Origin of the sequence: Streptomyces sp. NPDC090798, assembly GCF_044768965.1 — a bacterium.
Classification (GTDB): Bacteria; Actinomycetota; Actinomycetes; order Streptomycetales; family Streptomycetaceae; genus Streptomyces.
Window position 1 is genome coordinate 1 of the sequence record NZ_JBIVXA010000043.1, and the last position, 24,764, is coordinate 24,764.

The 24,764-nt window shown below is 71.2% G+C and carries 17 protein-coding genes; 7 read left to right on the forward strand and 10 right to left on the reverse strand.

Annotated features, from left to right (window positions below; all coding sequences use genetic code 11):
• Positions 1-90: 90 nt before the first annotated feature.
• Complete coding sequence (locus ACIQTP_RS45965; protein WP_099922316.1) at positions 91-636, reverse strand: acyl-CoA thioesterase; 546 nt, start codon at positions 634-636, stop codon at positions 91-93.
• 119 nt (positions 637-755) lie between these two features.
• Here ACIQTP_RS45965 and ACIQTP_RS45970 point away from each other — a divergent pair, with 119 nt between their 5' ends.
• Positions 756-2,042, forward strand: coding sequence for an LCP family protein (locus ACIQTP_RS45970; protein WP_402042712.1), 1,287 nt, complete (start codon positions 756-758; stop codon positions 2,040-2,042).
• Between the two features lie 73 nt (positions 2,043-2,115).
• Here ACIQTP_RS45970 and ACIQTP_RS45975 read toward each other — a convergent pair whose 3' ends face one another.
• A complete protein-coding gene (locus ACIQTP_RS45975) occupies positions 2,116-3,672 on the reverse strand; it encodes an LCP family protein (RefSeq protein WP_403411962.1) in 1,557 nt (518 codons plus the stop codon).
• Between the two features lie 72 nt (positions 3,673-3,744).
• Here ACIQTP_RS45975 and ACIQTP_RS45980 point away from each other — a divergent pair, with 72 nt between their 5' ends.
• Positions 3,745-4,785 carry a glycosyltransferase family 2 protein gene (locus ACIQTP_RS45980; protein ID WP_403411965.1) on the forward strand — a complete coding sequence of 347 codons (1,041 nt, stop codon included), beginning with the start codon at positions 3,745-3,747 and terminating at the stop codon, positions 4,783-4,785.
• A 68-nt stretch (positions 4,786-4,853) separates the two neighbouring features.
• Here ACIQTP_RS45980 and ACIQTP_RS45985 read toward each other — a convergent pair whose 3' ends face one another.
• The 4 genes from ACIQTP_RS45985 to ACIQTP_RS46000 form a co-directional block, all read right to left on the reverse strand.
• Positions 4,854-6,719, reverse strand: a complete 1,866-nt coding sequence (locus tag ACIQTP_RS45985) for an LCP family protein (RefSeq protein WP_403411968.1) — start codon at positions 6,717-6,719, stop codon at positions 4,854-4,856.
• 141 nt (positions 6,720-6,860) lie between these two features.
• A complete protein-coding gene (locus ACIQTP_RS45990; protein WP_403411971.1) occupies positions 6,861-8,603 on the reverse strand; it encodes an LCP family protein in 1,743 nt (580 codons plus the stop codon).
• A 244-nt stretch (positions 8,604-8,847) separates the two neighbouring features.
• A complete protein-coding gene (locus ACIQTP_RS45995) occupies positions 8,848-10,146 on the reverse strand; it encodes an LCP family protein (protein ID WP_403411974.1) in 1,299 nt (432 codons plus the stop codon).
• A gap of 266 nt (positions 10,147-10,412) precedes the next feature.
• Positions 10,413-11,168, reverse strand: coding sequence for a TIGR03089 family protein (locus tag ACIQTP_RS46000; RefSeq protein WP_403411977.1), 756 nt, complete (start codon positions 11,166-11,168; stop codon positions 10,413-10,415).
• Positions 11,169-11,297: 129 nt separating this feature from the next.
• Between ACIQTP_RS46000 and ACIQTP_RS46005 the strand changes: the two genes are divergently transcribed.
• Together ACIQTP_RS46005 and ACIQTP_RS46010 are read left to right on the forward strand one after the other, a co-directional pair.
• Entirely contained in the window at positions 11,298-12,632 is a 1,335-nt protein-coding gene (locus tag ACIQTP_RS46005; protein ID WP_403411979.1) for a peptidoglycan recognition protein, read from the forward strand.
• Positions 12,633-12,751: 119 nt separating this feature from the next.
• Entirely contained in the window at positions 12,752-13,834 is a 1,083-nt protein-coding gene (locus tag ACIQTP_RS46010; RefSeq protein WP_403411982.1) for a sugar phosphate nucleotidyltransferase, read from the forward strand.
• 557 nt (positions 13,835-14,391) lie between these two features.
• On the opposite strand, the gene ACIQTP_RS46015 is transcribed toward ACIQTP_RS46010, so the two are convergent.
• The 4 genes from ACIQTP_RS46015 to ACIQTP_RS46030 all read right to left on the reverse strand — a co-directional run bounded on the left by ACIQTP_RS46015 (position 14,392) and on the right by ACIQTP_RS46030 (position 18,407).
• Positions 14,392-15,405: a DNA-3-methyladenine glycosylase family protein gene (locus ACIQTP_RS46015; RefSeq protein ID WP_402042736.1), complete on the reverse strand. Its 1,014-nt coding sequence runs from the start codon at positions 15,403-15,405 to the stop codon at positions 14,392-14,394.
• 85 nt (positions 15,406-15,490) lie between these two features.
• On the reverse strand, positions 15,491-16,897 hold the full coding sequence (locus tag ACIQTP_RS46020; protein WP_403411985.1) for a coenzyme F420-0:L-glutamate ligase: 1,407 nt from the start codon (positions 16,895-16,897) through the stop codon (positions 15,491-15,493).
• The gene (gene cofD, locus ACIQTP_RS46025; protein ID WP_403411988.1) at positions 16,894-17,853 is read right to left on the reverse strand and encodes a 2-phospho-L-lactate transferase; all 960 of its coding nucleotides are present in this window, start codon (positions 17,851-17,853) and stop codon (positions 16,894-16,896) included. The genes ACIQTP_RS46020 and cofD overlap by 4 nt, the downstream gene beginning before the upstream one ends.
• Positions 17,854-17,915: 62 nt before the next feature.
• Positions 17,916-18,407: a cysteine dioxygenase gene (locus tag ACIQTP_RS46030; protein WP_402042745.1), complete on the reverse strand. Its 492-nt coding sequence runs from the start codon at positions 18,405-18,407 to the stop codon at positions 17,916-17,918.
• A 706-nt stretch (positions 18,408-19,113) separates the two neighbouring features.
• Between ACIQTP_RS46030 and ACIQTP_RS46035 the strand changes: the two genes are divergently transcribed.
• From ACIQTP_RS46035 to ACIQTP_RS46045, 3 genes are all read left to right on the forward strand, one after another.
• Positions 19,114-19,377 carry a WhiB family transcriptional regulator gene (locus tag ACIQTP_RS46035; RefSeq protein ID WP_003975777.1) on the forward strand — a complete coding sequence of 88 codons (264 nt, stop codon included), beginning with the start codon at positions 19,114-19,116 and terminating at the stop codon, positions 19,375-19,377.
• 186 nt (positions 19,378-19,563) lie between these two features.
• The gene (locus ACIQTP_RS46040) at positions 19,564-23,238 is read left to right on the forward strand and encodes a glycosyltransferase (RefSeq protein ID WP_403411991.1); all 3,675 of its coding nucleotides are present in this window, start codon (positions 19,564-19,566) and stop codon (positions 23,236-23,238) included.
• On the forward strand, positions 23,235-24,734 hold the full coding sequence (locus ACIQTP_RS46045; protein WP_403411994.1) for a DUF5719 family protein: 1,500 nt from the start codon (positions 23,235-23,237) through the stop codon (positions 24,732-24,734). Before ACIQTP_RS46040 ends, ACIQTP_RS46045 begins: the two co-directional genes overlap by 4 nt.
• Positions 24,735-24,764: the final 30 nt, after the last annotated feature.

Below are 24,764 nucleotides of genomic sequence, written 5' to 3' on the forward strand. Positions count from 1 at the left end.
GGTGCTGGACCGGTACCTGCACCACCTGCGGACGCCCCCTGCCCAGCCCTCGGAGCAGCCGCAGACAGCCCACAACCTAACGAAGCACTACTAGTCCAGCCCCTCCGCCGCCCGCTTCTCCCGCAGTTCCATGATCGCCCGACGGCGGGCCAGCCGGTGGGTGCGCCGGATCTGGGCCTCCTGGTAGCGCCGCTCGTCGCGCTCGGTCTCCGGGAGGACGGGCGGCACGCGCCGCGGCTTGCCGTCGGCGTCGACCGCGGCGAAGACGAGATAGGCCGAACCGACCTGCTGGGGCGGCGTCGACTCGTTCCAGCGCTCGGCCAGCACGCGCACGCCGACCTCCATGGACGTCCGCCCCGTCCAGTTCACCTGGGCCTTCACATGGACGAGGTCGCCCACGCGGACCGGCTCCAGGAAGACCATCTCGTCCATGGAGGCGGTGACGGCGGGCCCGCCGGAGTGCCGCCCGGCCACCGCGCCCGCCGCGTCATCGACCAGCTTCATGATCACTCCGCCGTGCACCGTGCCCAGAAGGTTGGTGTCGTTGTGGGTCATGATGTGGCTGAGGGTGGTCCGGGACGCGAAGGTCGGCTTGCCCGGAATATCGGATTCCGGGGTGGGCGCCAGGTCTGTCATGCCGTCCACCCTATGCGGGGGCGTGCGAGGGTCGCTTTGCATCAGCTCTGCAACAGGCGTGACCCAGATCTCCCCGGTCTCTTGTTAGGCACACCGTGCGGACCTGCACACTGGTCCGCATGAACGATTGGCCCGACGGGTGGTCCGACAGCAACCGCAGCGACCGTTACGGACGCGGCAGCGCAGGCGCTCAGCCTGAGGGCGCCCGCGTCATGCGGCAGGTTCAGCGTGGCCCGGGAACGCCCGGTCCGCGCCCGTCCGCCCCGCCGTACGGCGGGGTGCCCCAGCAGCCGACGTACGACGACGGCCAGGGGTACGACAACGGGTACGACTCCGGTTACAACACCGGGCAGGTCTACGGTTCGCCGGGCGGCCCCGGTGGTCCGCAGGGTCCCGGCGGCCAGGGCGGCCGTGGCCCGCGCCCCGCGCCGAACTGGCGGCGGCGGATCAAGTGGATCGCGATTACGCTGGTCACGCTGCTGGTCGTGGTCTCCGTGGGCACGTACTTCTGGGCCGACTCCAAGCTCCACCGTGACGTGGATCTCTCGAAGGTCATAGACCGGCCCGAGGCGGGCAAGGGCACCAACTACCTGATCGTCGGCTCCGACAGCCGCGCCGGCATGTCGGCCGAGGAGAAGAAGAAGCTGCACACCGGGTCCGCCGAGGGCAAGCGCACGGACTCGATGATGATCCTGCACGTCGGGGACAACGGCGACACCCTGATCTCCCTCCCCCGCGACTCGAACGTGACGATCCCGACGTACAAGGGATCCGCGTCCGGCAAGACCTTCCCCGGCACGGGCCGCCAGGTGAAGCTGAACGCGGCGTACGCGGAGGACGGGCCGACGCTGCTGGTCCGCACCATCGAGTACAACACCGGCCTGCACATCGATCACTACGTGGAGATCGGTTTCGCCGGGTTCGCGAACATCGTCGACGCGGTCGGCGGTGTGGAGATGACCCTCGACCAGGGCTTCAAGGACAAGTACTCCGGCGCCGACTTCAAGGCGGGCAAGCAGACCCTCAACGGTGAGCAGGCCCTCGCCTTCGTCCGTACCCGCCACGCCTTCGCGGCATCGGACCTCCAGCGCACCAAGAATCAGCAGAAGTTCCTGTCCGCCCTGGCCCACCAGGTCGCGACCCCCGGGACCGTCCTGAACCCCTTCAAGCTCTACCCGACCATGGGCTCGGGCCTCGACAGCCTCACCGTCGACAAGGGCATGAGCCTGTGGGACCTCGGCAGCATGTTCTGGGCGATGAAGGGCGTCACCGGCGGCAGCGGCAAGTCCATGAACATGCCGATCTCCGGCTCCACGGGCGGCAACCTGGTCTGGGACAAGGCCAAGGTCAAGGCGCTGGTCGACGAGCTGAAGAACGACCAGACGGTGACGGTGTCGGGCAACTGACCCGCTCCACCACGAAGGGCCCCGCCGGGCGATGCGGCGGGGCCCTTCGTGTGTCCGTGGACGCGCGCGGCACCTACGTACACGCCACCTGATCCCCCGTCACCACCCGGGTCTCCCCCTGGTAGGGATCCTGTACCCGGACCCGTGTGACCTCCTTGAAGTCCGCCCCGGCGATCACCTTCAGCAGCGGCCCCCGCCCCTTGACCTCCCGCAGCTCGCTGCCCGGGAGTGCGGCGGCGAGGGACTTCGCGGAGCGGTCCCAGCGCGGGTCGTAGACGATGACGGTGTGCCGGGCGGTGCGGTCCTGGGCGTTGACGGGCCGGCCCGTCGTGCGGAACCCGGTGGCGGCCAGGGCGCTGTCGACGCGTTTGCCGAGGCCCTCCGTGGGCGTGCCGTTCTCCACCTGGACCTGGATCTGCCGCGGGGCCACCTCGACGCGCACGGTCCTGGCGGGCGCCGCCTTGTGCGGGGGAGCGAGTGGCTTGTCGTCGCGCAGTGACTGGAAGAGCGCGGTGGCCTTGTTCTCGTCCCACTTCAGTGTGGAACCGATGCCCTTGGCGGCGTAGGCCATCTGTCCGATCGGCACGGTCGTGAACTCGGAGGAGGAGGGGGAGAAGTTCCGCATCGCCCGGCCGAGGTCCAGCAGCTCGTCCGTGCCGAACCCCTGGTCCGCGCGGACCGAGCCGAGCACGGCCCGGGTGACGTCACGGAATTTCATCGGGTTCAGCAGCACCCCCGATGACGTGGCCCGCTCGATCAGCGCCGCCAGGAACCGCTGCTGGCGTTGCATCCGGCCGATGTCGGAGGCGCTGTCGACATGCCGGGAACGTACGTACTGGAGTGCCTGCCCGCCGTTCAGCGTGTGCGTGCCGGCGGTCAGGTCGAGTCCGGTGTACGAGTCCTTCAGGGGCTGTGCGGTGCAGATGCTCACGCCGCCGAGCACGTCCACCGTCTGCATGAAGCTGGTGAAATCGACCTCCAAGTAGTGGTCGATCTTCAGATGGGTCATGTTCTCGACCGTGCGCACGGTCAGCTGCGGGCCCCCCTCCGCGTACGCCGCGTTGAGCTTGATCGGATGGGGGCCGTGCTCGGCGCCGGTGGTCTGGTCGGTGTGCGCGGGCGCCTCGGCGTAGGAGTCGCGCGGCAGGCTCACGACGCTGGCCCGCTCCCTGTCGGCCGCGATGTGCACGATCATCATCGTGTCGGTGCAGTGGCAGGGGGCTCCGCCCAGACGGTACTTCTGCCGCTCCTCCTCCGTGATCTTGTCGCGGCCGTCGGTGCCGACCAGCAGCACGTTCATGCCGTGGCCCGCCGCGGGGCGGTCCTTCATGTCCTTGAAGGGGTCGACCCGGGCGATGCCCTCGCCCAGGCTGGTGACCACCGCGTGCCCGATGCCCGCCGAGGCGAGGACCACCACCGAGATCGTGGTGACCACCCGCATGGCCCAGCGCGGCTTCTTCCTCCGTACGGGGGGCCGTACGGTGGACCGCTCCGGAGGCCGCCGGGAGCGGGGTGGCTGCGGGCGGTTCTGTGGGCGGGGCTGCGGGCGGGCGGGGGAGCGGGGCGGCGTGGGCAAGGGGGACACCTCCGCGGGGGTGAACGTGGGGATCCGTGAGCACCGTAGGCCCATACGATCTGCTGCCCGGCCCGCGGACCGGGCGGCGCGCGCCCGTGTCCCCCATTCGCGGTAACGTGACGTCCGATGAGCGAGAAGTCTGACGTGCGGCCCCCCGCCGTTTCTGTGATCATGCCCGTCCTCAACGAGGAGCGGCATCTGCGCGGGGCCGTCCAAGCGATCCTGGCGCAGGAGTACGACGGCGAGATGGAGGTGGTGATCGCCATCGGTCCGTCCTCGGACCGTACGGACGAGATCGCCGCCGAGCTCGTACGCGAAGACCCGCGCGTCCACACCGTCCCGAACCCGACCGGTCGCACCCCGGCCGCGCTGAACGCGGCGATCAAGGCGTCCCGGCATCCCGTCGTCGTCCGCGTCGACGGGCACGGCATGCTCTCCCCGAACTACATCGCGACCGCCGTGCGCCTCCTGGAGGAGACCGGCGCGCAGAACGTCGGCGGCATCATGCACGCCGAGGGCGAGAACGACTGGGAGCGCGCGGTCGCCGCCGCGATGACCTCGAAGATCGGGGTCGGGAACGCGGCCTTCCACACGGGCGGCGAGGCCGCTCCCGCCGAGACCGTCTACCTCGGCGTCTTCCGGCGCGAGGCCCTGGAGCGCCAGGGCGGCTACAACGAGGAGTTCATCCGCGCCCAGGACTGGGAGCTGAACTTCCGGATCCGGGAGGCGGGCGGCCTCATCTGGTTCTCGCCCGAGCTGAAGGTGTCGTACCGGCCCCGGCCGTCGGTCAAGGCGCTCGCCAAGCAGTACAAGGACTACGGGCGCTGGCGCCATGTCGTCGCCCGCTACCACGAGGGCTCCATCAACCTGCGCTACCTCGCTCCGCCGACCGCCGTGTGCGCGATCGCGGCGGGCGTCGTGGTGGGCGTGGCGCTGACGCCCTGGGGTTTCTTGATCCCTGGCGGCTATCTCGCGGCGATAGCCGCGGGCTCGCTGCCCGCGGGCAAGGGGCTGCCCCTGAAGGCCCGCCTGCAGATCCCCGTCGCCCTCGCGACCATGCACATGTCGTGGGGCTTCGGCTTCCTCACCAGCCCGAAGGCGCTGGCGAAGAAGGTCATCGCCTCCCGCCGCCCGGCGGTGCTCGGCTCCACGGAGCCCGCCAACTGAGCCCCATCCATTAGTAGTTGGGCCCCTCTCGAACTCGAGAGGGGCCCAACTGCTTTCCGCCGATGGGCCTACGACCAGGTGTAGTCCTTGTTGACGTGCATACAGGCGTCGGCCTTGGCGCCGTTGAGCACGTCCGCGGACTCCGGCGTCGTGTTGTCCCGCGTCTTGGCCTTGTACGCCGTGCCCTCGCGCCAGTCGGCGCCGACCACGAGCGTGACGCCCGAGACGTCCGTCGACTTCTTCACCGCGCTCAGCGGGATCCCCAGCGCCTTGGCGACCGCCTGGGCGTCGCCCTGCAGATCGGCGCTCGGGTAGCGGATCACGGTCGTCTCCTCGGCGGTCGCCGTCGAGGTGTCCGCGGCGGCCTTGGTGAAGCCCTTGCCGGTGAGCAGCTGGGTCACCGTGCCCGCGCGCCCGCGGACCGGGCCCAGCGCGGCCGTGCGGGTGCCGTTCTGCACGGTCACGCCGATCTGGTCGTCCGCGGCGGCCGGGTCCGTGGAGGCCTTCACCGCGGTCGCCGTCTTCTTCTTGTCCTTGCCGTCGAGCGCGATGTCCTCACGGACGAGACGGAACAGCTGCTCGGCCTCGACCGGCTTGGGCTCCACGCGGTTGCTGTCCGAGACGGCCCACTGCCAGGGCATCGTGGTCATCGTGATGCGCTTCGGCTCGACCTTCTTGAGCTCGTTGCCGAGGTCGTAGAGTTTCAGCGGGGTGCCCAGGCCCTTGTCGACGGTCAGCGCATTGGTTGCGGTCTCCGCGAGGCTGCGCAGCTTGCCGGGGTTGCTGATCGTGGCGTTCTTGCGCAGCTGGCGGACCATCGAGTTCATGTACTGGTGCTGGGCCTTGGTCCGGCCGATGTCCGTGTTGTCCTCGAAGCCGTACCGCGTCCGCAGCCACGCCAGGGCCTGTGTGCCCTTGACGGGGGTCGTGCCCTTCTTCAGCTTCAGCCCGGAGCCGTGGCCCTGGCTGTCCTTGGAGTAGATGTTGGCGTCCACACAGACCGGGACGCCGCCGATCGCGTCCGCCATCGACACCACACCCGAGAAGTCGATCTTTATGAAGTGATCGATGTGGATCTTGGTGAGCTTCTCCCAGGTGGCCACCGTGCAGCCCGGACCGCCGCGCCCGAGCGAGGTGTTGGTCATCACCAGCCCGACGGTCGCCGGGTAGACCTTCTTGGTGTCCGGGTCCGTGCACTTGGGCATCTTCAGCAGGGTGTCGCGCGGCATGCTGATCACCGACATGTTGCTGCGGTCGGCGGAGAGGTGCAGCAGCATCTGGACGTCCGCGAGCGGGGTACCGCCGAAGGTCTCCTTGGCGCCGCCGAGGGCCTGGTTCTCCTTGGTGTCCCGGGCGTCCGAGCCGATCAGAAGGATGTTCAGGGGGGTCTGTCCGGCCGCGTTCGCCTTGCTCTTGGCCGCCCGGTCCTTCTCGTCGCCGAGGTTCAGGTCGTCCTTCTTTATGTTGGCGCTCAGGTGCTGGTAGTAGAGGTAACCGGCGCCCGCGGTGCCAAGTATCAGAAGCGCCAGGACCGACGCCGACCAGCGCAGTATGCGGCGTCTGCGCCGCGGGTGCCCGCCGTCGCTCCCGCGCCGACGCCCGCCGCCACCGCCGTGCCGGCCCTGCCCACGCGGTTCGGCCGACGCGTCGTCGCCGTCCTTGCCGACCGGACGCCCGTCGTGCCCGGCCCCTCGGCCGCCGTTGGCCGAACCGTCGCCCTTGCCGGTGGAGCCGCCGTCTGACCTGGTGGTGCCACTGCCTCTGCTGGTGGAGCCACTGCTCTCACTGGTGGCATCGCCACCTCCGCCGCCGGAAGCTCCGCCTCCGTCGGTGGGATCGCCGTTCTCGTCGTACAGGCTGTCGTCCCAGCCCAGATCGTCGGCCTGCCGGACACGTGGTCGAGCCCCCTCCCCACGCACACCGCTTCGCGCCATCTCCCTGCCCCTCCCCACCCTGCGCCTGACAAACGGGTCTGTCCCGCGCCCGATCGGACGCGTACGTCTGGCCGGACACCCCTTGCGTCCGGCCCGGACGCCCCCGCGTCCTGTTAGACGTCTGACAGACCCGTTAGGTCATCAACTGGCGCACACTGTCTTGTCCGCCGTGGACTTGTCGACCTCCGGCGCCTTGGTCGGAGTGGTCAACGGCACCCCGGCACCCTTGAAGTCCTTGCCCAGGGTCAGCACGATCGCGGGCAGACCCTGTGAGTTCTTCTCGCTCTTGCCAGGCTTCAGCGCCGAAGCGGACAGCCCCATGAGGTCCGCCAGCTTGCGTGCCTGATCGGCCTGGTCGGGAGAGTACTCCAGGGTCGTCTTGCTCAGTGTTGCGTCGGCGTTACCGAGCTGGCTGGACTTGAGCACGCCCTCAGTATTCTGCAGCCAGTTAAGAGTCTCCTGTGCGCTGCCGGGCGGGGCCCCGCCGTTGTAGATGTCGACGCGGATGTCGGCGGCGGCGGAACGGTTGCCCTTGAGGCGGGCGGCGACCTCGGCCTTCTCCTTCTTCTCCTTCTGCTTCACGGCGGTGAAGGAGACGTCGTTGCTGATCGCGTCGAAGACCGCGGGGGCCTGCGACTGGTTGACGACGACGGTCGCCTTGACCTTCTCGGCGGGGTTGTCGAGGACCGGCACCGTGGTGAAGGTGATGTTCTTCGGGGGCACCTTCTTGAGCTCCAGGGCCACGTCCTTGAGGGTGCTGACACTTCCCAGGCCCGTGTCCACCGTCAGCGCCTTCGTGGCGGCCTCGGCCAGACTGATCAGCTTGGTGGGGCTGGTGAGGGTGTCGCTGGAGCTCATCTTGCGCATCAGGGAGCCCAGGAACTGCTGCTGCACCTTGATGCGGTCCAGGTCGCCCTGGTTGCCGAAGCTGTGCCGGGTCCGTACGAACGCGAGAGCCTGCTCGCCCTCGACCTTGGACTTGCCCGCGGGCAGCTTGAGGTGCGACTCCTTGTCGTTGACGGCGTGTGCCACGCACACGTCGACGCCGCCGACCGCGCTGGTCAGTGTCTTCACCGCGTTGAAGTCGGCCATCATGAAGTGGTCGGGCGCTATGCCGGTGACTTCCTTGACCGTGCGCATGGTGCAGCCCGGGTCCCGGCCGTCCTGGCCGAGGCTCGTGTTGAAGCGGACGTTCTGCGTGCCCGGGATGACCTTCTCGGTGCCGTCCGGCTGCTTGGTCGGACAGTCCGGCACATTGACGATCAGGTCACGCGGGATGCTCAACGCGGTCGCGTTCGTACGGTCCTTGGAGACGTGCAGCAGGATGTTGGTGTCGGCGTGCCCGACGCTGCCCTTGTCGCCGTAGCCCTCGTTGCCCGCGCCGGTGCGCTTGTCGGTGCCGATGATCAGGATGTTGAAGGCCTCGTCCTTGCTGAAGCCCTTCTTGCCCGCGTCGCCGACGTCCGTCGTGCTGACGTTGCCCTCAAGGTGCTTGAGGTAGAGATACCCCGCGGCCGATACGGCGACCAGCACGAAGGCCATCGTGCCGCCGGTCCACAGCACTATCTTCTTCGCCTTCGACTTCTTCGGCTTGGTCCGCCCCTTGCGACGGCCCGGCGGTGGCTCGGCCGGCGCGCCACGGCGCCGGCGCGGCCCGGGCACATCGGGGCCGGGCGTCGCCGGACTCTCTCGTTCCGGCGCCCTGCGCGCGCGTGCCCCCGCTCCCGGTCCCGCGTTCGCGGGGCTGCCCCGACGCGGTCTCGGGACTCCCGACTGCGGAGCGGAAGGGGTCAGTCGCAGTTCGTATTCACCGGTGTTCGGGTTGAGTACCCACTGGTCTGCGGGGTCGATGTTGTCCGCCCGCCCACGGCCTTGCGCGTCCACGGTTGCCTGAATCCTCCGTCGGGGCCACGCGGCGCCCTTCCCCCTCAAAGAGCGCTCGGGTCTCGGTCAGCAGTGCGCGACCCCCAGGACGGACCTCGTGGCCGGGTGCACCGGATCGCTCACACTATCCGGCCGGTTCAGGGTCAAGCGACGGTGGTGACAAATTCCACCTCCCTACAACTGGGCAATCCGCCCTATTTCTCAGAGACTTCTCAGTCGGGCAGTTCCCGCCTTGGCGCGCGCTTTACCTGCAGGCGTCCTCGGCCGCCGTGTTCCCGCGAAAAGTCGGCGTGGGTGTGGGAGTCTCGGGCCGCTTTCCCTTCGACTTCCCGTTGCCGTGCGACTCCTCTTCGTAGTCGAATGCCGAGTCGTACGTACCTTCGCCACCACCCTCGTACGAGTTCTTGCGTTTCGCAGGGGAATCCGTCGGAAGGTCCGTCGGAAGGCTCGTCGGAACGCCGCTCGGCGGGTCCGTCGGAAGGTCCTTCGCGACCGCCACCGCGGCGTCCGCGCGCAGCAGGGCGAAGAGTTTGTCGGCCGCGGGTTTCACGAGCTGGTCGCGATTGGCGTTGTAGACGTACGACGTTCGGGGCACCGTGAGGAATTGGACACGTTCCGTGGGGATATTGCGCATGCCGCGGACCAGGTCGTACAGCCCGCGCAGGCTCGCCAGATCCGGGTCCGCGGTGAGTGACGAAGTGGCCGCGTCGAGCACGGGGTAGAGCCGTGCCGGATTGAGCAGGACGTCGTTGCTCTGCACCTTGTTGACGAGCGCGCCGAGGAACCGCTGCTGGCGTTCCATCCGGTCGGTGTCGCTGCCGTCACCGATGCTCTTGCGGGCGCGGACGTAGCCGAGGGCCTGTTCGCCGTCGAGCACCACCTTGCCGGCGGGCAGCTTCAGCTTGGCCGCCTTGTCGTCGATCGGCTCCTTCAGGCACACCTCCACGCCGTCCACGGCGTCGACCATGTCCTTGAACCCGTGGAAGTCGACGACCACGTGGTGGTCGACACGGATGTTCGTGAGCTTCTCGACGGTCCGGATCGTGCACGCCGAACCACCCACCTCGAAGGCGGAGTTGAACATCGCGAACATGGGCCGGGTACGGGTTCCGTCCGGGCGCCGGCAGCTCGGCACGTCCACCATCAGGTCGCGGGGCAGGGAGACGGCGGTGGCGCTCCGCCGGTTCGCGGACAGGTGCAGCAGGATCGTGGTGTCGGAGCGCTCGGTCCCGGAGTCCCGGCCGTACTTCTCGTTCCCGTCCCCCGACCGCGAGTCCGACCCGATCAGCAGGATGTTCTGCGCGTCGCGCACCAGCGCGGTGGGCCGCTCCTTCTCGTAGCGGGCGAGTTCGGCGGCGGCTTCCTCGTCGGCCGTGATGTTCCGGCTCAGTTTCTCGTACGCGGCCAGGCCGACGCCGACGGCACCGAGGACCACGACGGCGACACCGAGCGCCGAGTACTGCACCCAGCGTCGCCGTCGCCGTCGTACGAGCCCGGCACCGGTGGGCGAAGCCCCCGCTCCCGGCCCTGTCCTGTCGGTCACGTCGGAGTCCACCCCTCATGGCGTGCGGAGCGTGCGGTGCTCCTACGACCATGGCTCGGAGGACGGGCGGGGGCGGCAGATAAGGGGCCGAACGGGTGAAGGACCCGTCAGGGGCGCGGGGCCCCGGCGCGTCAGGATCCGCAGCGGGGCGGCGGGCGCGACCGGTCCCAACGGGCCCGCCTCCCGGCAGGTGACTGGCCCCCACGGGTCCGCCCCCGACAGGCGACCGGCCCCCCACGGGTCCGCCCCCGACAGACGACCGACGACTACCGAACCGTCGCAGTCACCCGCTCACTCTCGATCCGCTTGGCCAGCGCGTCCTCGCCCAGCTGCTCCAGGTGGCGGCAGAGCACCACGGACCCCCCGGAGGCGAGCGGCGCGTACAGCCCCGCGCTGAGCCCCTCCCAGGTGTCGTACGGCAGCGCGGACAGGATCCGCGACCCGGGCCCCGTCAGATCCAGCGAGGCCGCCTCCGCCCGGGCCCGCTCGACGACCTCGGCCCCCGTGTGCTCGGCCCCGGCGACGATCAGCGCGGCCTCCTCCGGGTCCACCGGCGCGTACGGCTGGAAGCGGTCGCCCTGGCTCGGCACCTCCACCGCGTAGTCGGCGTACCCGGCGGGCGGTGTCGGGAAGCGGCGCCCCAGCGGCGCGAGCGAGAGGGCGACGCGCTCGCCGGAGCAGGCGAGCCCGGCCTCGAGCGCGTCGGGCCCCGCGACGACGAGATCGGCGGCACCGGGATCGCCCCCGACGTCCGCGACGACCCCCACCGAGGAACACGCGAGCAGCCACACCGCCGTCTGCCAGTGCGCGGGCAGCAGCAGCGCCACCCGGTCGCCGGGCTCGGCGGAGAACTCGCCCTGGAGGAGGTTGGCGGTCTTGGCCACCCAATTGGCGAAGGTCGCGACGGACAATTCGACACGTTCGCCCGTGGCGTCGTCGTAGAAGGTCACCAGGGGGCGCGCGGGGTCCGCGGCGAGCGCGGATCGCAGCAGGTCGGCAGGGGTGCGGTCGGTGGCGTTCACGCCCGCAAGCGTACGCGGGGGCGTCCGGCGGGACGCCGCGCCCGCGCCACCGGTTCGGCCGAGCGTGACCCGACGGTCCGTCAAATCCGCAATGGACAGATATGTATGGCTATGTCCACGATCGGGGGCATGCATGGAATCCTTGCTTCCTCGGTCGGCGTCACCTGCGCGGCCGCACTCGCCCTTCCGCTGGCCCTGTCCGCACCGGCACAGGCCGGACCCCAGGCGGCGAGGACCGAGCCCGCCGTGACGGGCAGCACCCAGTCCCTCCCCCTGGTCCCGCTCTCGCGCTACCGCTCGCTCGGGCCCGCCGCGCCCGAACAGGGCCTCGGCAGACGGAGCGTACGGTCGTTCTCGCTGGTCGGTGTCGTCTGGGACGACCCCGACACCGAACTGCGCGGTCGCGTCCAGGTCCGTACCCGCGCCACCGGAGCCGACCGCTGGTCCGGCTGGCAGGACATCGAGACCCACAACCACGAGCACGCGGCCGACCCCGACACCGCCGAGGGCGGCTCGGGCCGGGTGCGCGGCTCCACGGCGCCACTGTGGGTGGGCGACTCGGACGGGGTCGAGGTCCGCGTTCAGGCGCAGGTGGACGAACGAGCCACGGCAGCCGGCGAGTCGCCGCTCCCCAGAGGCATGCACCTCGAACTCGTCGACCCGGGCGCCGAACCCGCGCCCCGGGGAGCGCTGACGGGCAACGGGAACAAGGGCGCGGAGAGCGCCGAGACGTACGCCACCTCCGCCGCCAACTCCGAGCTCGCCCCCTTCGGCGCCGCGGAGATCCCGGCGCTGTCCAGGACCGAGACCGAACGCGAGCTCCCGGCCCTCCGCCAGGGCGCCCCGCTCGTGAACCCGTACATCGGTGCACGCCCACGCATCGTCACCCGGCGCGGCTGGGGCGCGAACGAGAGCCTGCGCGAGCGCGGTTTCGTGTACACCAAAAAGGTGAAGGCCGCCTTCGTGCACCACACGGCCTCGGGCAACAACTACCGCTGCTCCCAAGCCCCTTCGGTCATCCGCAGTATCTACCGCTACCACGTGGTGAGCAGCGGCTGGCGCGACATCGGCTACAACTTCCTCGTCGACAAGTGCGGAAACATCTACGAAGGCCGTGCCGGGGGCGTGGCGAAGCCCGTCATGGGCGCCCACACCCTCGGTTTCAACAGCGACAGCATGGGGATCGCGGTCCTCGGCAGTTTCGGCAGGACCAAGCCGTCCGCCGCCGCGGTGACCGCCATCGCGCGGCTCACGGCATGGAAGCTCGGTCTCTCCGGAGCCGATCCGCGCGGCAAGACATACCTGAAGTCCGGCGGTGGCAATCTCTACCGAAAAGGTAAGAACGTACGACTGAACGTGATCTCCGGCCATCGGGACGGGTTCGCCACGGAGTGCCCGGGGAGGCTCCTGTACGGCAAACTCGGCTCGGCCAGAACGGCCGCGGCCCGCTACCAGGGCCGCTGAGGTCTGCGCGGAGCCATCGAGGACACCCCACTGCCGTCGAAGGCCTCTTACTACGGACTGCATACACTGGCCGGCCGAATCATCCTTCGGCCGGTCCCGGCAGGAAGCAGAGACGACAGGTGACAGAAGCGATCCTCCTGGTCGGGGGCAAAGGCACCCGACTGCGCCCGCTCACGGTGAACACCCCCAAGCCGATGGTTCCGGCGGCCGGGGTCCCGTTCCTCACGCACCAGCTGGCGCGGGCGAGAGCGGCGGGCGTCGAGCACATCGTCCTGGCGACCTCCTACCTGGCCGAGGTCTTCGAGCCGTACTTCGGCGACGGTTCCGGGCTGGGCCTCCACATCGAGTACGTCACCGAGGAGGAGCCCCTCGGCACGGGCGGCGCGATCCGCAACGTGGCCGCGCGCCTGCGCTCCGGCCCCGACGAGCCGGTCCTGATCTTCAACGGTGACATCCTGACGGGCCTGGACATCCGGGCCCTGGTGGCGACCCACGAGACGGCCGGCGCGGACGTCTCCCTCCACCTCACCCGTGTCGAGGACCCCCGGGCGTTCGGCCTGGTCCCCACGGACGCGACGGGCCGGGTGACGGCCTTCCTGGAGAAGCCCCAGACCCCCGAGGAAATCGTCACCGACCAGATCAACGCCGGGGCGTACGTCTTCCGCCGCTCGGTCATCGACACGATCCCGGCCGGCCGCCCGGTCTCGGTGGAACGCGAAACGTTCCCCGACCTCCTGGCCACCGGGGCCCACCTCCAGGGCATGGTGGACTCCACGTACTGGCTCGACCTGGGCACCCCCCAGGCCTTCGTACGAGGCTCCGCGGACCTCGTCCTGGGCCGCGCCCCCTCCCCGGCCGTCCCGGGCCGCTGCGGGGACCGGCTCGTCCTGCCCACGGCCAGGGTCGCCCCCGACGCCAAACTGACCGGCGGCACGGTCGTCGGCGACGGCGCGCACATCGGCGAGGGCGCCCGCATCACCGGCAGCGCGATCCTGTCCGGCGCGGTCGTCGAACCCGGCGCCGTCATCACGGACTCCCTCATCGGCGCCCGCGCCCGCGTCGGAGAACGCACCATCCTCTCCGGGGCGGTCATCGGCGACGGCGCGGTGGTCGGCCCCGACAACGAACTCCGCGAGGGCGTAAGAGTCTGGTGTGAGGCCAAGATCCCAGCGGGGGCGCTCCGCTTCTCCTCGGACCAGTAGAACGGGCAGAAACCGAAGAACGGACACGCCCGTAGTGCTTTGTCCGCGGCCGTGTGGTGGCTGGTCGCGCAGTTCCCCGCGCCCCTGGCCCGGGGCTGCGCCCCGGGTGCCCGTTCGCCTGTAGTGCTTTGTCGGCGGGCCGGTGGTGGCTGGTCGCGCAGTTCCCCGCGCCCCTGGGCCGGGGCTGCGCCCCGGGTGCCCGTTCGCCTGTAGTGCTTTGTCGGCGGGCCGGTGGTGGCTGGTCGCGCAGTTCCCCGCGCCCCTGAAAGACCTGGGCTCGCCAGGCGTCCGAGAGCGAGGCCGGGGGCACGCCCTGACCACCCCGTTCACCCCACCCCAGCCTGAACCTCCGGCACGTCCGGCACCCTCATCCCACCCACCCGGGCCCGGACTTCCGGCCTGTCCGGTGTTACCCACCCCGGCCCGGATCTTTCAGCCCGTCCGGCGTTTGAGGACGAGCCCTTCGGGCGATGCGGGGGTGAGGGGGCGGAGCCCCTGGGGATGGGACGGGTAGGGGCGGCGGGGGCGAGAGACTCCCGACCCGCACCCGAGGGCGACTACAGCCGCCCGATATCCCCCCGCGGCATCCGCGGACCCCGCCGCGCAGGCGTCCGCCCCGACAACAGAATCAACCGAGCCGCCCGATGCCGCTGCCCGGCATACGGCTCCAACAGCGACAGCATCACGGCGTCGTCCGCATCCCGATCCCCCGCCAGCGCGTACCCCACGATCCCCGGCAGATGAAGATCCCCCACGGTCACCGAATCCGCCGCCCCATGACTCCGCTGCACGGTCTCCGCCGAGGTCCACGGCCCGATCCCGGACACCAACTCCAACCGAGCCTGCGCGGCCCCCGGCTCCATCCCCACCGCCTCCTCAAGCCGCCCCGCCACCCGAACGGCCCGAAGAATCGTCGACGCCCGCTTGTTGTCGACCCCGGCCCGATGCCACTCCCAGGAGGGAATCAGCGCCCACGTCCGCGGCGCCGGCATGACGGACATCCGCTCCGGCGCGGGCCCCGGCGCAGGCTCCCCGAACTTCCGTACGAGCAACCGCCACGCCCGATACGCCTCGTCCGCCGTGACCTTCTGCTCCAGAACGGACGGGATGAGCGACTCCATCACCAGCCCGGTACGCGTCAGCCGCAACCCCGGCCGCCGATGCCGCGCGACGGCGACCAGCCGATGACGAGGCTCGAAGGCATCGGGATCGTCGGCCGCGCCGAGCATCTCGGGAAGCTGTTCGAGCAGCCATTCGCTCCCCGGCCCCCACGCCTCACCCCGGACCACCCCGCCCCGCGCCGAGACCCGCAGCGTCCCGGCCCCGGCGGGCGTCCGACTGGCCCGCCACACGGCCCCGTCCGGCGTCGCACGGAAGGTCGGATCGCCGGGTCCACGGCGCAGCGGCCCGAGCACGAGCCCGAGATCGACCGGCCAGGGCGGCGTCCAGGTGCGCGTACGTCCAGGTGCGACCGCCTGCCGAGGCACCCCGCCGGAGGCGTCCGCGGGCACGGCGACATGCCCGCCGCGCACAGTCGTACGCGTCGGCCGAGGAGCGAAACGTCCAGCCACGAAAAGAGTCCTAGGAAACTCGGGGTGCCCTACGAGAGTAGGCGCTCACCCTCTCCGAACACCCGACTCCCACCGCACACCACTCTCACCGCACCTCGACGAACGCCCCGGCATCCCGCTCGGGCCGAGCCCGCGGCTCCTCCGCCGCATGTCCGACCGCCACGGCCCCCATCGGATCCCACCCCTCCGGCAGCTCCAGCACGTCCCGTACGACATCCCGGCAGAACATCGTCGACGACACCCACGCGGACCCGAGCCGCTCCCCGGCGAGCGCGACGAGGAAGTTCTGCACCCCCGCGCCGACGGCGACCACGAACATCTCCCGCTCGGCCCCGTCCCGCCGCGGATCGCCGTACGTGTGCGACCCGTCCATGACGAGACACGGCACCACGAGGTACGGAGCGTTGCGCAGCACATCACCGCGCCGCACCCGCTTGGCGATCGACTCCTCGCTCTTCCCGTCCCGCCGCAGATCCGCGGTCCACGCGTCCCGCATGGCGTCGAGCAGCCGGGTCCGGGACTCCTCGGACTCCAGGAGCACGAACCGCCAGGGAGTGGTGTGATGCGGCGCGGGAGCGGTGACCGCCGCGGCCACGGCCCGCCGCACGGCGCCCGGATCCACCGGCTCGTCGGTGAAGGCCCGTACGGTACGCCGCTGGGTCACGGCCTCCCGTACGGCCTCCGACGTGCCGAGCCGGAACATGTCGTCGCGCGCGCCCCGCACCATCGCCCGCGTTCCCTCCCCGTCGTCCTCGGCCACCACATGGGGCAGCCCGCGCACGACGGCGACGGGCAGCCCGGAGGCCTTGCCCTTGACCAGGTCACCGGCGGCGGCGAGCTCGTCGGCGGTGGCGACGACGGTGGCGCTCAGCGGATTGCCGTGCGCGTCGGTGCCGCCGCGCAGATCGTCCAGCACCCGTACGCCCGCGGCGCCGATGGCGACATCGGTGAGCCCGGTGCGCCAGGGCCGCCCGAACGTGTCGGTGACCACGACGCCGACGTCGACCCCGAGGGTGTCGCGCAGCCCGTCCCGGATGGCCCGCGCGGACGCGTCGGGGTCCTCGGGCAGCAACAGGACGGTCCCGGCGGGGGTGTTGGAGGCGTCGACCCCGGCGGCGGCCATCACGAGCCCCTGCCGGTTCTCGACGATCCGCAGGGTCCCGCGGCGTGCCACGACCCGTACGGTCTCGGCGTCGATGGCATCCTCCCGGTCGGCGGCCTCGACCAGGCGCCCCTCGGCCTTGGACACGATCTTCGAGGTGACGAGGAGAACGTCCCCGTCGACCAGCCCGGGCTCGGCGACGGCGATCAACTTGCCGAGGTCGTCGCCCTGTCGGACCTCGGGGAGTCCGGGCAGCGCCCAGACCCGGTAACCGGGAGGGGCGACGTAGGCGTCCACCTCCTGGTCGCCCGCGCGGCCTTGTCCCGGAGCGTGTTCGGGAACATGCTCCGGAGCTTGTTCCGCAGAAGCCGGAGAGAGCTGTCCGCTCATGACACCCGCACCTCCTCCGCCAGCGTCAGCGCCTCGCGCGCCATCTGCGCCGCGGTGTCCAGGTCGGACATCATCAGCGGTACGGCCCGGCACCGGATCCCGGCCGCCTCGACCCGTTCCACGGCGGACGCGTCCACCGTGTCGACGAGCCAGCCGTCGAGGAGCCCCGAGCCGTAGTGCTCGGCGACCGCCGTGGCCGTGGACTCGACGCCGACCGCCGCCAGCACCTTGTCGGCCATGCCCCGCACGGGCGCGTCGCCGACGATGGGGGAGAGGCCGACGACGGGCACGCCCGCGTCGGCGATGGCCTCCCGGATGCCGGGCACGGCGAGGATCGTGCCGATGGACACGACCGGGTTGGACGGCGGGAAGAGGATGACGTCCGCCTCCGCGATGGCTTCCAGGACACCCGGTGCGGGCTTGGCCTGCTCGGCGCCGACCGGCACCACGGCCTCGGCCGGCACGGAGGCCCGCAGCCGCACCCAGTACTCCTGGAAGTGGATCACCTTGCGCTGCCCGTCGATCTCGACGGCGACATGGGTCTCCACGCGGTCGTCGGACATGGGGATGAGCCGTACGCCCGGTTTCCAGCGGTCGCACAGGGCTTCCGTGACCGCGCTGAGCGGATAGCCCGCGCTCAGCATCTGCGTCCGCACGATGTGCGTCGCGAAGTCGCGGTCGCCGAGCCCGAACCACTCGGGCCCGACCCCGTAGGCCGCGAGCTCCTCCTTGAGATGGAAGGTCTCGTCGGTCCGGCCCCAGCCCTGTTCCTCGTTGATGCCGCCGCCGAGCGTGTACATCACCGTGTCGAGGTCCGGGCAGACCTTCAGGCCGAAGAGATGGATGTCGTCGCCGGTGTTGCCGATGACCGTGATGTCCGCGTCCGGCACGGCCCGCTGGAGACCACGCAGGAACCGGGCACCACCGATACCGCCTGCCAGAACCACAATGCGCATGGGGTTCAGTCTGGCAGGCGGGTACGACAACGCGTGAGGCGGTTACGAGACCGCGGGCCCCCTCAGGCCGTGACGACGGCCGGGGCGCACTGGGCCGAATGCATCGGCATCTCGGTAAGACCCGGGTAGTAAACGTGCAGGCTCACGGCCGGTTCCAGGGAGTCGTTCACGACCTCGTGGATGTACCCCGGCGCGAACACCCGCTGGGATCCTGCCCCCAACGCGCGTGTGTCGCGCTCCGTGCGCTCGGTCAATGCGCCCTCCAGGACGGTGAGTACGCCGGAGGAGCGCCCGTGGTCGTGGAGTCCGCTGCCCTGTCCGGGCACCCAGGACAGCAGCCACACCTCGTAGCCGGGTCCGGTGTGCAGCCGGTGGTACCAGCGGGAGGTCGCGTCGTACTGGACGAGGTGCTCCCACTGGGAGCGGTCGGCGGCGATGGAGCGGGCCAGGCCGACGAACTCGGACACGGTGGCGGGGTGCTCGCGCGGCGGCTGGAGCAGGTGCGGTACTTCGAGGATGTCGCCGGCGATCTGGAGGTCGCTGTCGCTGTTCATGGGTGCGGTGGTTCCTCGGCGGAGAGCTGGGGTGTCGCGGGGCCGTTCCGTCCGGGTCACGGACGGGGGAGGGTGCCCTGGTACGGGCGATCGCCCCGGAAGAGGGGCGGGGATTCGCCTCAGTGGCGGCGAGGCAGCCGGAGCGCGGTACGGCTCAACAGCTGGGACAGCAACAACAGCTACAGCGAGCGCGGGCAGCACCGTGGGACCCGACGGTGCGGGTCGAGGTGAGTGCCAAGTTCGCGAGCATGCCCATAAGGACATCGGTTCACACCTCGACTGTCAACTTCGTGTCCGCTATGTGGGAAATGTTTCACCTCATCCGGTTCATCTGTGTGGCGAAAGGTTTGCTCTGCGGCCACCGCGGACACATGGCGCACAACCGGGCGCACAAACCTCGATGCGATCCCGTGATCCAAATGTGATCCGGTTCGCTTCGGAGTCCGCGTCGGAACGAGATCGAACTTCTGGGCGTCCTTCCCAGTAGCGGGTCGGAAGTCCGGACGGGCCCTTTGAGGCTGTCAGGGTTTATGCCGATTTGAACACTTTCCGCATAGCCTTGGTTCCGCAGAGTGAATAAGGGGCCCAATAGCAGATCTCGGCTTGACTGGCCCGGATCGGCACACTTGTAATTTCACTCGTGTCGTTCAGCCGAAATCGGGAACGGCAGCATCACGGGGACGCGAAAGACAGACGAGGGGCGCACATGACCGAGCTGGTGCAGCAACTGCTGGTCGACGACGCGGACGAGGAACTCGGCTGGCAGGAGCGCGCGCTGTGCGCCCAGACCGACCCCGAGTCCTTCTTCCCCGAGAAGGGCGGCTCCACCCGCGAGGCCAAGAAGGTCTGTCTCGCCTGTGAGGTCCGCTCCGAGTGCCTGGAGTACGCGCTCGCCAACGACGAGCGGTTCGGCATCTGGGGCGGTCTGTCCGAGCGTGAGCGCCGAAGGCTGAAGAAGGCCGCTGTCTGACCGCACGGCGCGCACCCCTCGTACCGATACCGGCAGGTAAGAACGGCCCGTCGCAGGTGGGTTATCCACAGGCGGCGGGCCGCTGTGCTGCCCAGCCGTTAGTGTGGGCCCTCGTCCGAGACGTCCCGCTGTCCCCGCCGGACACAGGCGTCCACCGCAGTCCATCGAACCGGGGCCCGTACCTCGATGTCCGTGCACAGCCATTCGGCAGTCCCACACGACGCCGCCACACCTGAGTTTCCGCGCCACGTGGTGACCGCGGTCCTCGTCTCCCACGACGGCGCCCGCTGGCTGCCCCAAGCGCTCGCCGGGCTGCTCGGCCAGGAGCGCCCGGTGCAGAACGCGGTGGCGGCCGACACCGGCAGCGCGGACGACTCCGCCCAGCTGCTGACCGACGCACTCGGCGCCGACCGGGTGCTGCACCTCGCCCGGCGAACCGGCTTCGGCCAGGCCGTCGAGGAGGCCATCCGCGGCGTCGGCGTGCTCACCCCGGACGACCTGCCCTATCTGAAGCGCCCCAGCGGCTGGGACCCGGTCACCCGGACCTGGCGCGACGACGCCTACGACATGCCGGACCTCCCGCACGGCGAGCCCGAGCAGTGGCTCTGGCTGCTGCACGACGACAGCGCCCCCGAGCCCGACGCCCTGGCCCAGATGCTCCGGGTCGTGGAGAGCGAGCAGGAGTTCGGCAGGGAAGTCGCCGTGGTCGGCCCCAAGCTGCGCGGTTGGTACGACCGGCGAGCGCTCCTGGAGGTCGGCGTCACCATCGCCAACTCCGGCCGCCGCTGGACGGGCCTGGACCGCCGCGAGCAGGACCAGGGCCAGCACGACCACGTCCACCCCGTGCTCGCCGTGTCCACCGCCGGCATGCTGATCCGGCGCGACGTCTTCGAGGAGCTCGGCGGCTTCGACCGCCGACTGCCCCTGATGCGTGACGACGTCGACCTGTGCTGGCGCGCCCAGGCCGCCGGGCACCGCGTCCTCGTCGCCCCCGAAGCGGTCGTCCGGCACGCCGAGGCCGCCTCCCGCGAGCGCCGCACCGTCGACTGCGTGGGCCGCACCGCCGCCTCCCCGCACAAGGTCGACAAGGCGGGTGCCGTCTACACCCTCCTCGTCAACGCCCGTACGGCACAGCTGCCCTGGATCCTGATCCGGCTCGTCCTCGGCACCCTGCTGCGCACCGTCGCCTACCTCGTGGGCAAGGTCCCCGGACAGGCCGTCGACGAGATCCGCGGCCTGCTGGGAACCCTGCTGCGCCCCGAGCGGATCCTCGCGGGCCGCCGCAGACGCGGTCGCCCCCAGGTCGACAAGGGCGAGCTGCGCGCCCTGTTCCCGCCGCCCGGCGCCACCGTGCGGGCCACGGTCGAGCAGGTCGCGGGCAACTTCATGGGCAGCGACGACCCCGACGCCACCACCGGCGCCGGACGGCACGGCGGCGCGGTCGAGTCCGGACCAGGCGGCGACGATGCCGACTTCCTGCAGATCGAGCAGTTCGCCCGGCTCAAGCGCATCGCCCGCAACCCCGGCCCGATGCTCTTCCTGGTGCTGCTGTTCGTCTCCCTCCTGGCCTGCCGCGGCCTGCTCGGCAGCGGGTCGCTCGCGGGCGGCGCGCTGCTGCCCGCGCCCGCCGACGCCTCCGAGCTGTGGTCGCGCTACGTCGACGGCTGGCACCCGGTGGGTGCCGGCGGCACGGAGACCGCGCCGCCGTACCTCGCGCTCGTCGCCCTGCTGTCCTCCCTGCTCCTCGGCTCCACCGGGCTCGCGGTCACCGTGCTCCTGGTGGCCTCCGTCCCGCTGGCCGGCTTCGCCGCGTACTTCGCCTCGCGCCCCCTCGTCGAGTCGCGCCTGCTGCGCGCCTGGGCGTCCGTGGCGTATGCCTTCCTGCCCGCGGCAGCCGGCGCCCTCGCCGGTGGCCGCATCGGCACCGCCGTCCTCGCGATCCTGCTGCCGCTCATCGCGCGCGCGGGCATCGCCGCGAGCGGGCTGGCCCACTCCTCCGGCGCGCGCGGCAGCTGGCGCGCCACCTGGGCGTACGCCCTCCTGCTGACGTTCACCACGGCGTTCACGCCGATCGTGTGGCCCATCGCGCTGGTCCTCGCAATCGCCCTCCTCGTAGTGCGCCGAAGGGAAATCACCGCCTACGGGCCGCGTTTCCTGGCCCAGCTCGGCACCCCGCTGCTGGTCCTCGCTCCCTGGTCGCTGACGCTGCTCCCGTTCGGCTTCTTCAAGGAAGCCGGGATGCCCTACGGCGCGAGCGCGGCCTCCGCGCTCGACCTGCTCGGCGCCAGCCCCGGCGGTCCCGGCACGGTCAGCGGACTGATGCTCATCGGCATCGTGCTGGCGGCACTGGCCGCCCTGATGCGCGGCGAGCGACAGCGAGCGGTGTGGGCCGCCTGGGCCGTCGCCCTGGTGGCGCTCGTCTTCGCCGTGCTCTCCAACAAGTCGGCCTGGGCGGGACCCGCCACCCTCGTCTACGGCCTCGCCCTGCTCGCCGCCGCCGCCATCGGCGCCGACGGGGCACGCGCGCGGGTGGCCGAGCAGAGCTTCGGCTGGCGCCAGCCGGTCGCCGCGCTCATCGCGTTCGCCTCGGCCGCCGGTCCGCTGCTGGTGGCCGCCGGATGGGTCCTCGGCGGCGCCGACGGCCCCGTGGAGCGCCGCGACCCGGTGCAGGTGCCCGCGTTCGTCGCCGAGGAGAGCGGCACCCGCGACCAGGCCCGCACCCTCGTCCTCGACAGCGACTCCGGCGCCCGCGTCGGCTACACCCTCGTCCGCGGCTCCGGCGCCCGCATGGGCGACGGCGAACTCGCGGCCGAGGGCGGCGAGAACAAGAGGCTCGACAAGGTCGTCGCCAACCTCGTCGCGGGCTCCGGCGCCGATCAGGCCAACCAGCTCGGCGGCTTCGCCGTGCGCTACGTCCTGGTCCGCAAGGGCGCGCCCCGCGAGATGAGCCGCGTCCTGGACGCCACCCCGGGCCTGACCCGGCTCAGCCAGCAGGACGGCAGCGCCCTGTGGCGCCTGGACAGCCAGGTCTCGCGCGCCTCGATCGTCCCCAAGTCCGGCGAGGCCCTGTCCATCGCCGCCGGGCCCGTCGAACTGCACACCACCATCCCCTCCGGGGGAGAGGGCCGCGTGCTGCGCCTCGCCGACACGGCCGACGCGGGCTGGACGGCGACCCTGGACGGAAAGCCGCTCACCCGCACCACCGTCGACGGCTGGGCGCAGGGCTTCGAACTGCCCGCGAGCGGCGGCAGGCTGGACGTCACCTTCAACGCCCCGATGAGCCACACCGGCTGGCTGTGGGCCCAGGGCGCGCTCGCCGTCGTCCTGGTGGTCCTCGCGCTGCCCGGGCGGCGCCGTGACGTCGACGACGACCTTCCCGAGGAGCCGGTCGTCCCGGCCCAGGACGCCACGGGCGAGGGCCGCCGCGCCCGCCGTCTGCGCGCCCAGGCCGAGGCCGAGGCGGAGCAGTCCGACCAGACCGTCCAGGAAGAGGGCGCCCTTCCTCCTCCGGAGGAGGAGGCCGAGCGGACGCCCGCAACGGTCCCGCAGCAGCAGGCGTACGACGAGTGGGACGCGTCGACCTACGCGGGCGCCGAGTACGGCACCTACGGCGGCGAGCAGTACCAGGGCCAGCAGCAGTACCCGGCGGGCACCTACGAGCAGCCGTACCAGGCGGACCCCTACCAGGGGGGCCAGTACGACCCGTACGCCTACGGGGGCACGACACCGTACGACCCGATGCAGACGTACCAGGGCTACGACGGGACCGGCCAGGGCTACGACGCCGCCTACGACCCGAACACGCCCCCGCAGCCGCCGCACGGCACCGACAGTGAGCGCCCCGACGGGAGCCAGCAGTGAACCGCACCACCCTGTCCCTGATCGCCGGCGCGACCGCGCTCGCCGCCGTCACCGGATTCGCCTCGCTCAACGCGCCGGCCGCCTCCGGCGACAACACCGCCAAGGCGGCCACCCAGCAGCCCGTGGAGCGCACCAGCCTGCTCTGCCCGCAGCCCAGCACCTCCGAGATCGCGGAGACGGCTTACACGTCGTTCACGCCCGTCACCCAGGGCGCCGCCGACAGCGGCAAGGCCGAACTGCAGGCCGCGGCCGAGGAGTCGGCGGACTCCGCGAGCGGCAAGAAGACCGGCAAGAAGACCGTGAAGCCCGTCCTGAAGCCGGCGGAGCCCGGCAAGCCGGCCACCGGCGACGGCTCCGGAGCCGAGCCGCCCGCCCTCGTCGGCACCGCCGAGGGCAAGTTCGCGCCCGGCTGGACCGTCCAGGAGACCACCGCGGTCGCCGCGGGCACCGGCCGCGGTCTGCTCGGCACCAACTGCACCGCCCCGGACACCGAGTTCTGGTTCCCGGGCGTCAGCACCGCCACCGGCCGCACCGACTATGTGCACTTGACCAACCCCGACGACTCGGCGGCCGTCGTCGACGTCGAGCTGTACGGCAAGGACGGCACCCTCAAGTCCACGGTGGGCGAGGGCATCACGGTCCAGCCGCACGCCAGCGAGCCGATTCTGCTGAGCACACTGGCGAGCGGGCAGCAGACCGACCTCACCGTCCACGTGACCGTCCGCAGCGGCCGCGTCGGCGCCGCCGTCCAGGCCCTGGACGACAAGATCGGCGGGGACTGGCTGGCCGCCTCCACCGACCCGGCGGGCAGCCTCGTCCTGCCGGGCATCCCCAAGGACGCCACGGCCGTGCGGCTGATCGCCTTCGCGCCCGGCGACCAGGACGCCGACCTGAAGGTCCGCCTAGCGTCGCCCTCGGGCCTGATCACACCGGCTGGGAACGAGACGCTGCACGTCAAGGCCGGCATGACCGCGGCGGCCGACCTCGGTGACGTCACGCGCGGCGAGGCGGGCTCCCTGGTGCTCACCTCCACCGGAACCTCGGCGCCGGTCGTCGCGGCCCTGCAGGTGGTGCGCGGCAAGGGCAGCAAGCAGGAGATGGCGTTCATCCCGGCCACCGGCCCGGTCGGCGCGCGCGCGACGGTCGCCGACAACAGCTCCAAGGGCACCACGCTCGCCCTGTCCGCCCCCGGGCAGAGCGCCCAGGTCAAGGTCACCGCGTCCGCCGGCAGCGAGGGCGGTACGGCGGCGACGAAGACGTACACGATCAAGGGCGGTACGACCCAGGACATCGACGCACCGGTCCCGGCCGGTCTCAAGGGGACGTACGCCCTGACGGTCGAGCCGGTCTCCGGAGGCCCCGTCTACGCCTCCCGGACCCTCGCCTCCACCCAGGAGGGTGTCCCCGGGTTCACCATCCAGACCCTCCCGGACGACCGCGGGACGGTGGCGGTGCCGGAGACGGACCAGGATCTGTCGGTACTGCTGAAGAAGTGATCCCGTACGGGTGTGAGGAAGTGATCCCGT

Bases quoted from the DNA above. Each gene is read 5' to 3' on its own strand.
- ACIQTP_RS45965 (WP_099922316.1), bottom strand. From the start codon at position 636: ATGACAGACCTGGCGCCCACCCCGGAATCCGATATTCCGGGCAAGCCG.
- ACIQTP_RS45970 (WP_402042712.1), top strand. From the start codon at position 756: ATGAACGATTGGCCCGACGGGTGGTCCGACAGCAACCGCAGCGACCGT.
- ACIQTP_RS45975 (WP_403411962.1), bottom strand. From the start codon at position 3,672: ATGGGCCTACGGTGCTCACGGATCCCCACGTTCACCCCCGCGGAGGTG.
- ACIQTP_RS45980 (WP_403411965.1), top strand. From the start codon at position 3,745: ATGAGCGAGAAGTCTGACGTGCGGCCCCCCGCCGTTTCTGTGATCATG.
- ACIQTP_RS45985 (WP_403411968.1), bottom strand. From the start codon at position 6,719: ATGGCGCGAAGCGGTGTGCGTGGGGAGGGGGCTCGACCACGTGTCCGG.
- ACIQTP_RS46005 (WP_403411979.1), top strand. From the start codon at position 11,298: ATGCATGGAATCCTTGCTTCCTCGGTCGGCGTCACCTGCGCGGCCGCA.
- ACIQTP_RS46020 (WP_403411985.1), bottom strand. From the start codon at position 16,897: ATGAGCGGACAGCTCTCTCCGGCTTCTGCGGAACAAGCTCCGGAGCAT.
- cofD (WP_403411988.1), bottom strand. From the start codon at position 17,853: ATGCGCATTGTGGTTCTGGCAGGCGGTATCGGTGGTGCCCGGTTCCTG.
- ACIQTP_RS46030 (WP_402042745.1), bottom strand. From the start codon at position 18,407: ATGAACAGCGACAGCGACCTCCAGATCGCCGGCGACATCCTCGAAGTA.
- ACIQTP_RS46035 (WP_003975777.1), top strand. From the start codon at position 19,114: ATGACCGAGCTGGTGCAGCAACTGCTGGTCGACGACGCGGACGAGGAA.
- ACIQTP_RS46040 (WP_403411991.1), top strand. From the start codon at position 19,564: ATGTCCGTGCACAGCCATTCGGCAGTCCCACACGACGCCGCCACACCT.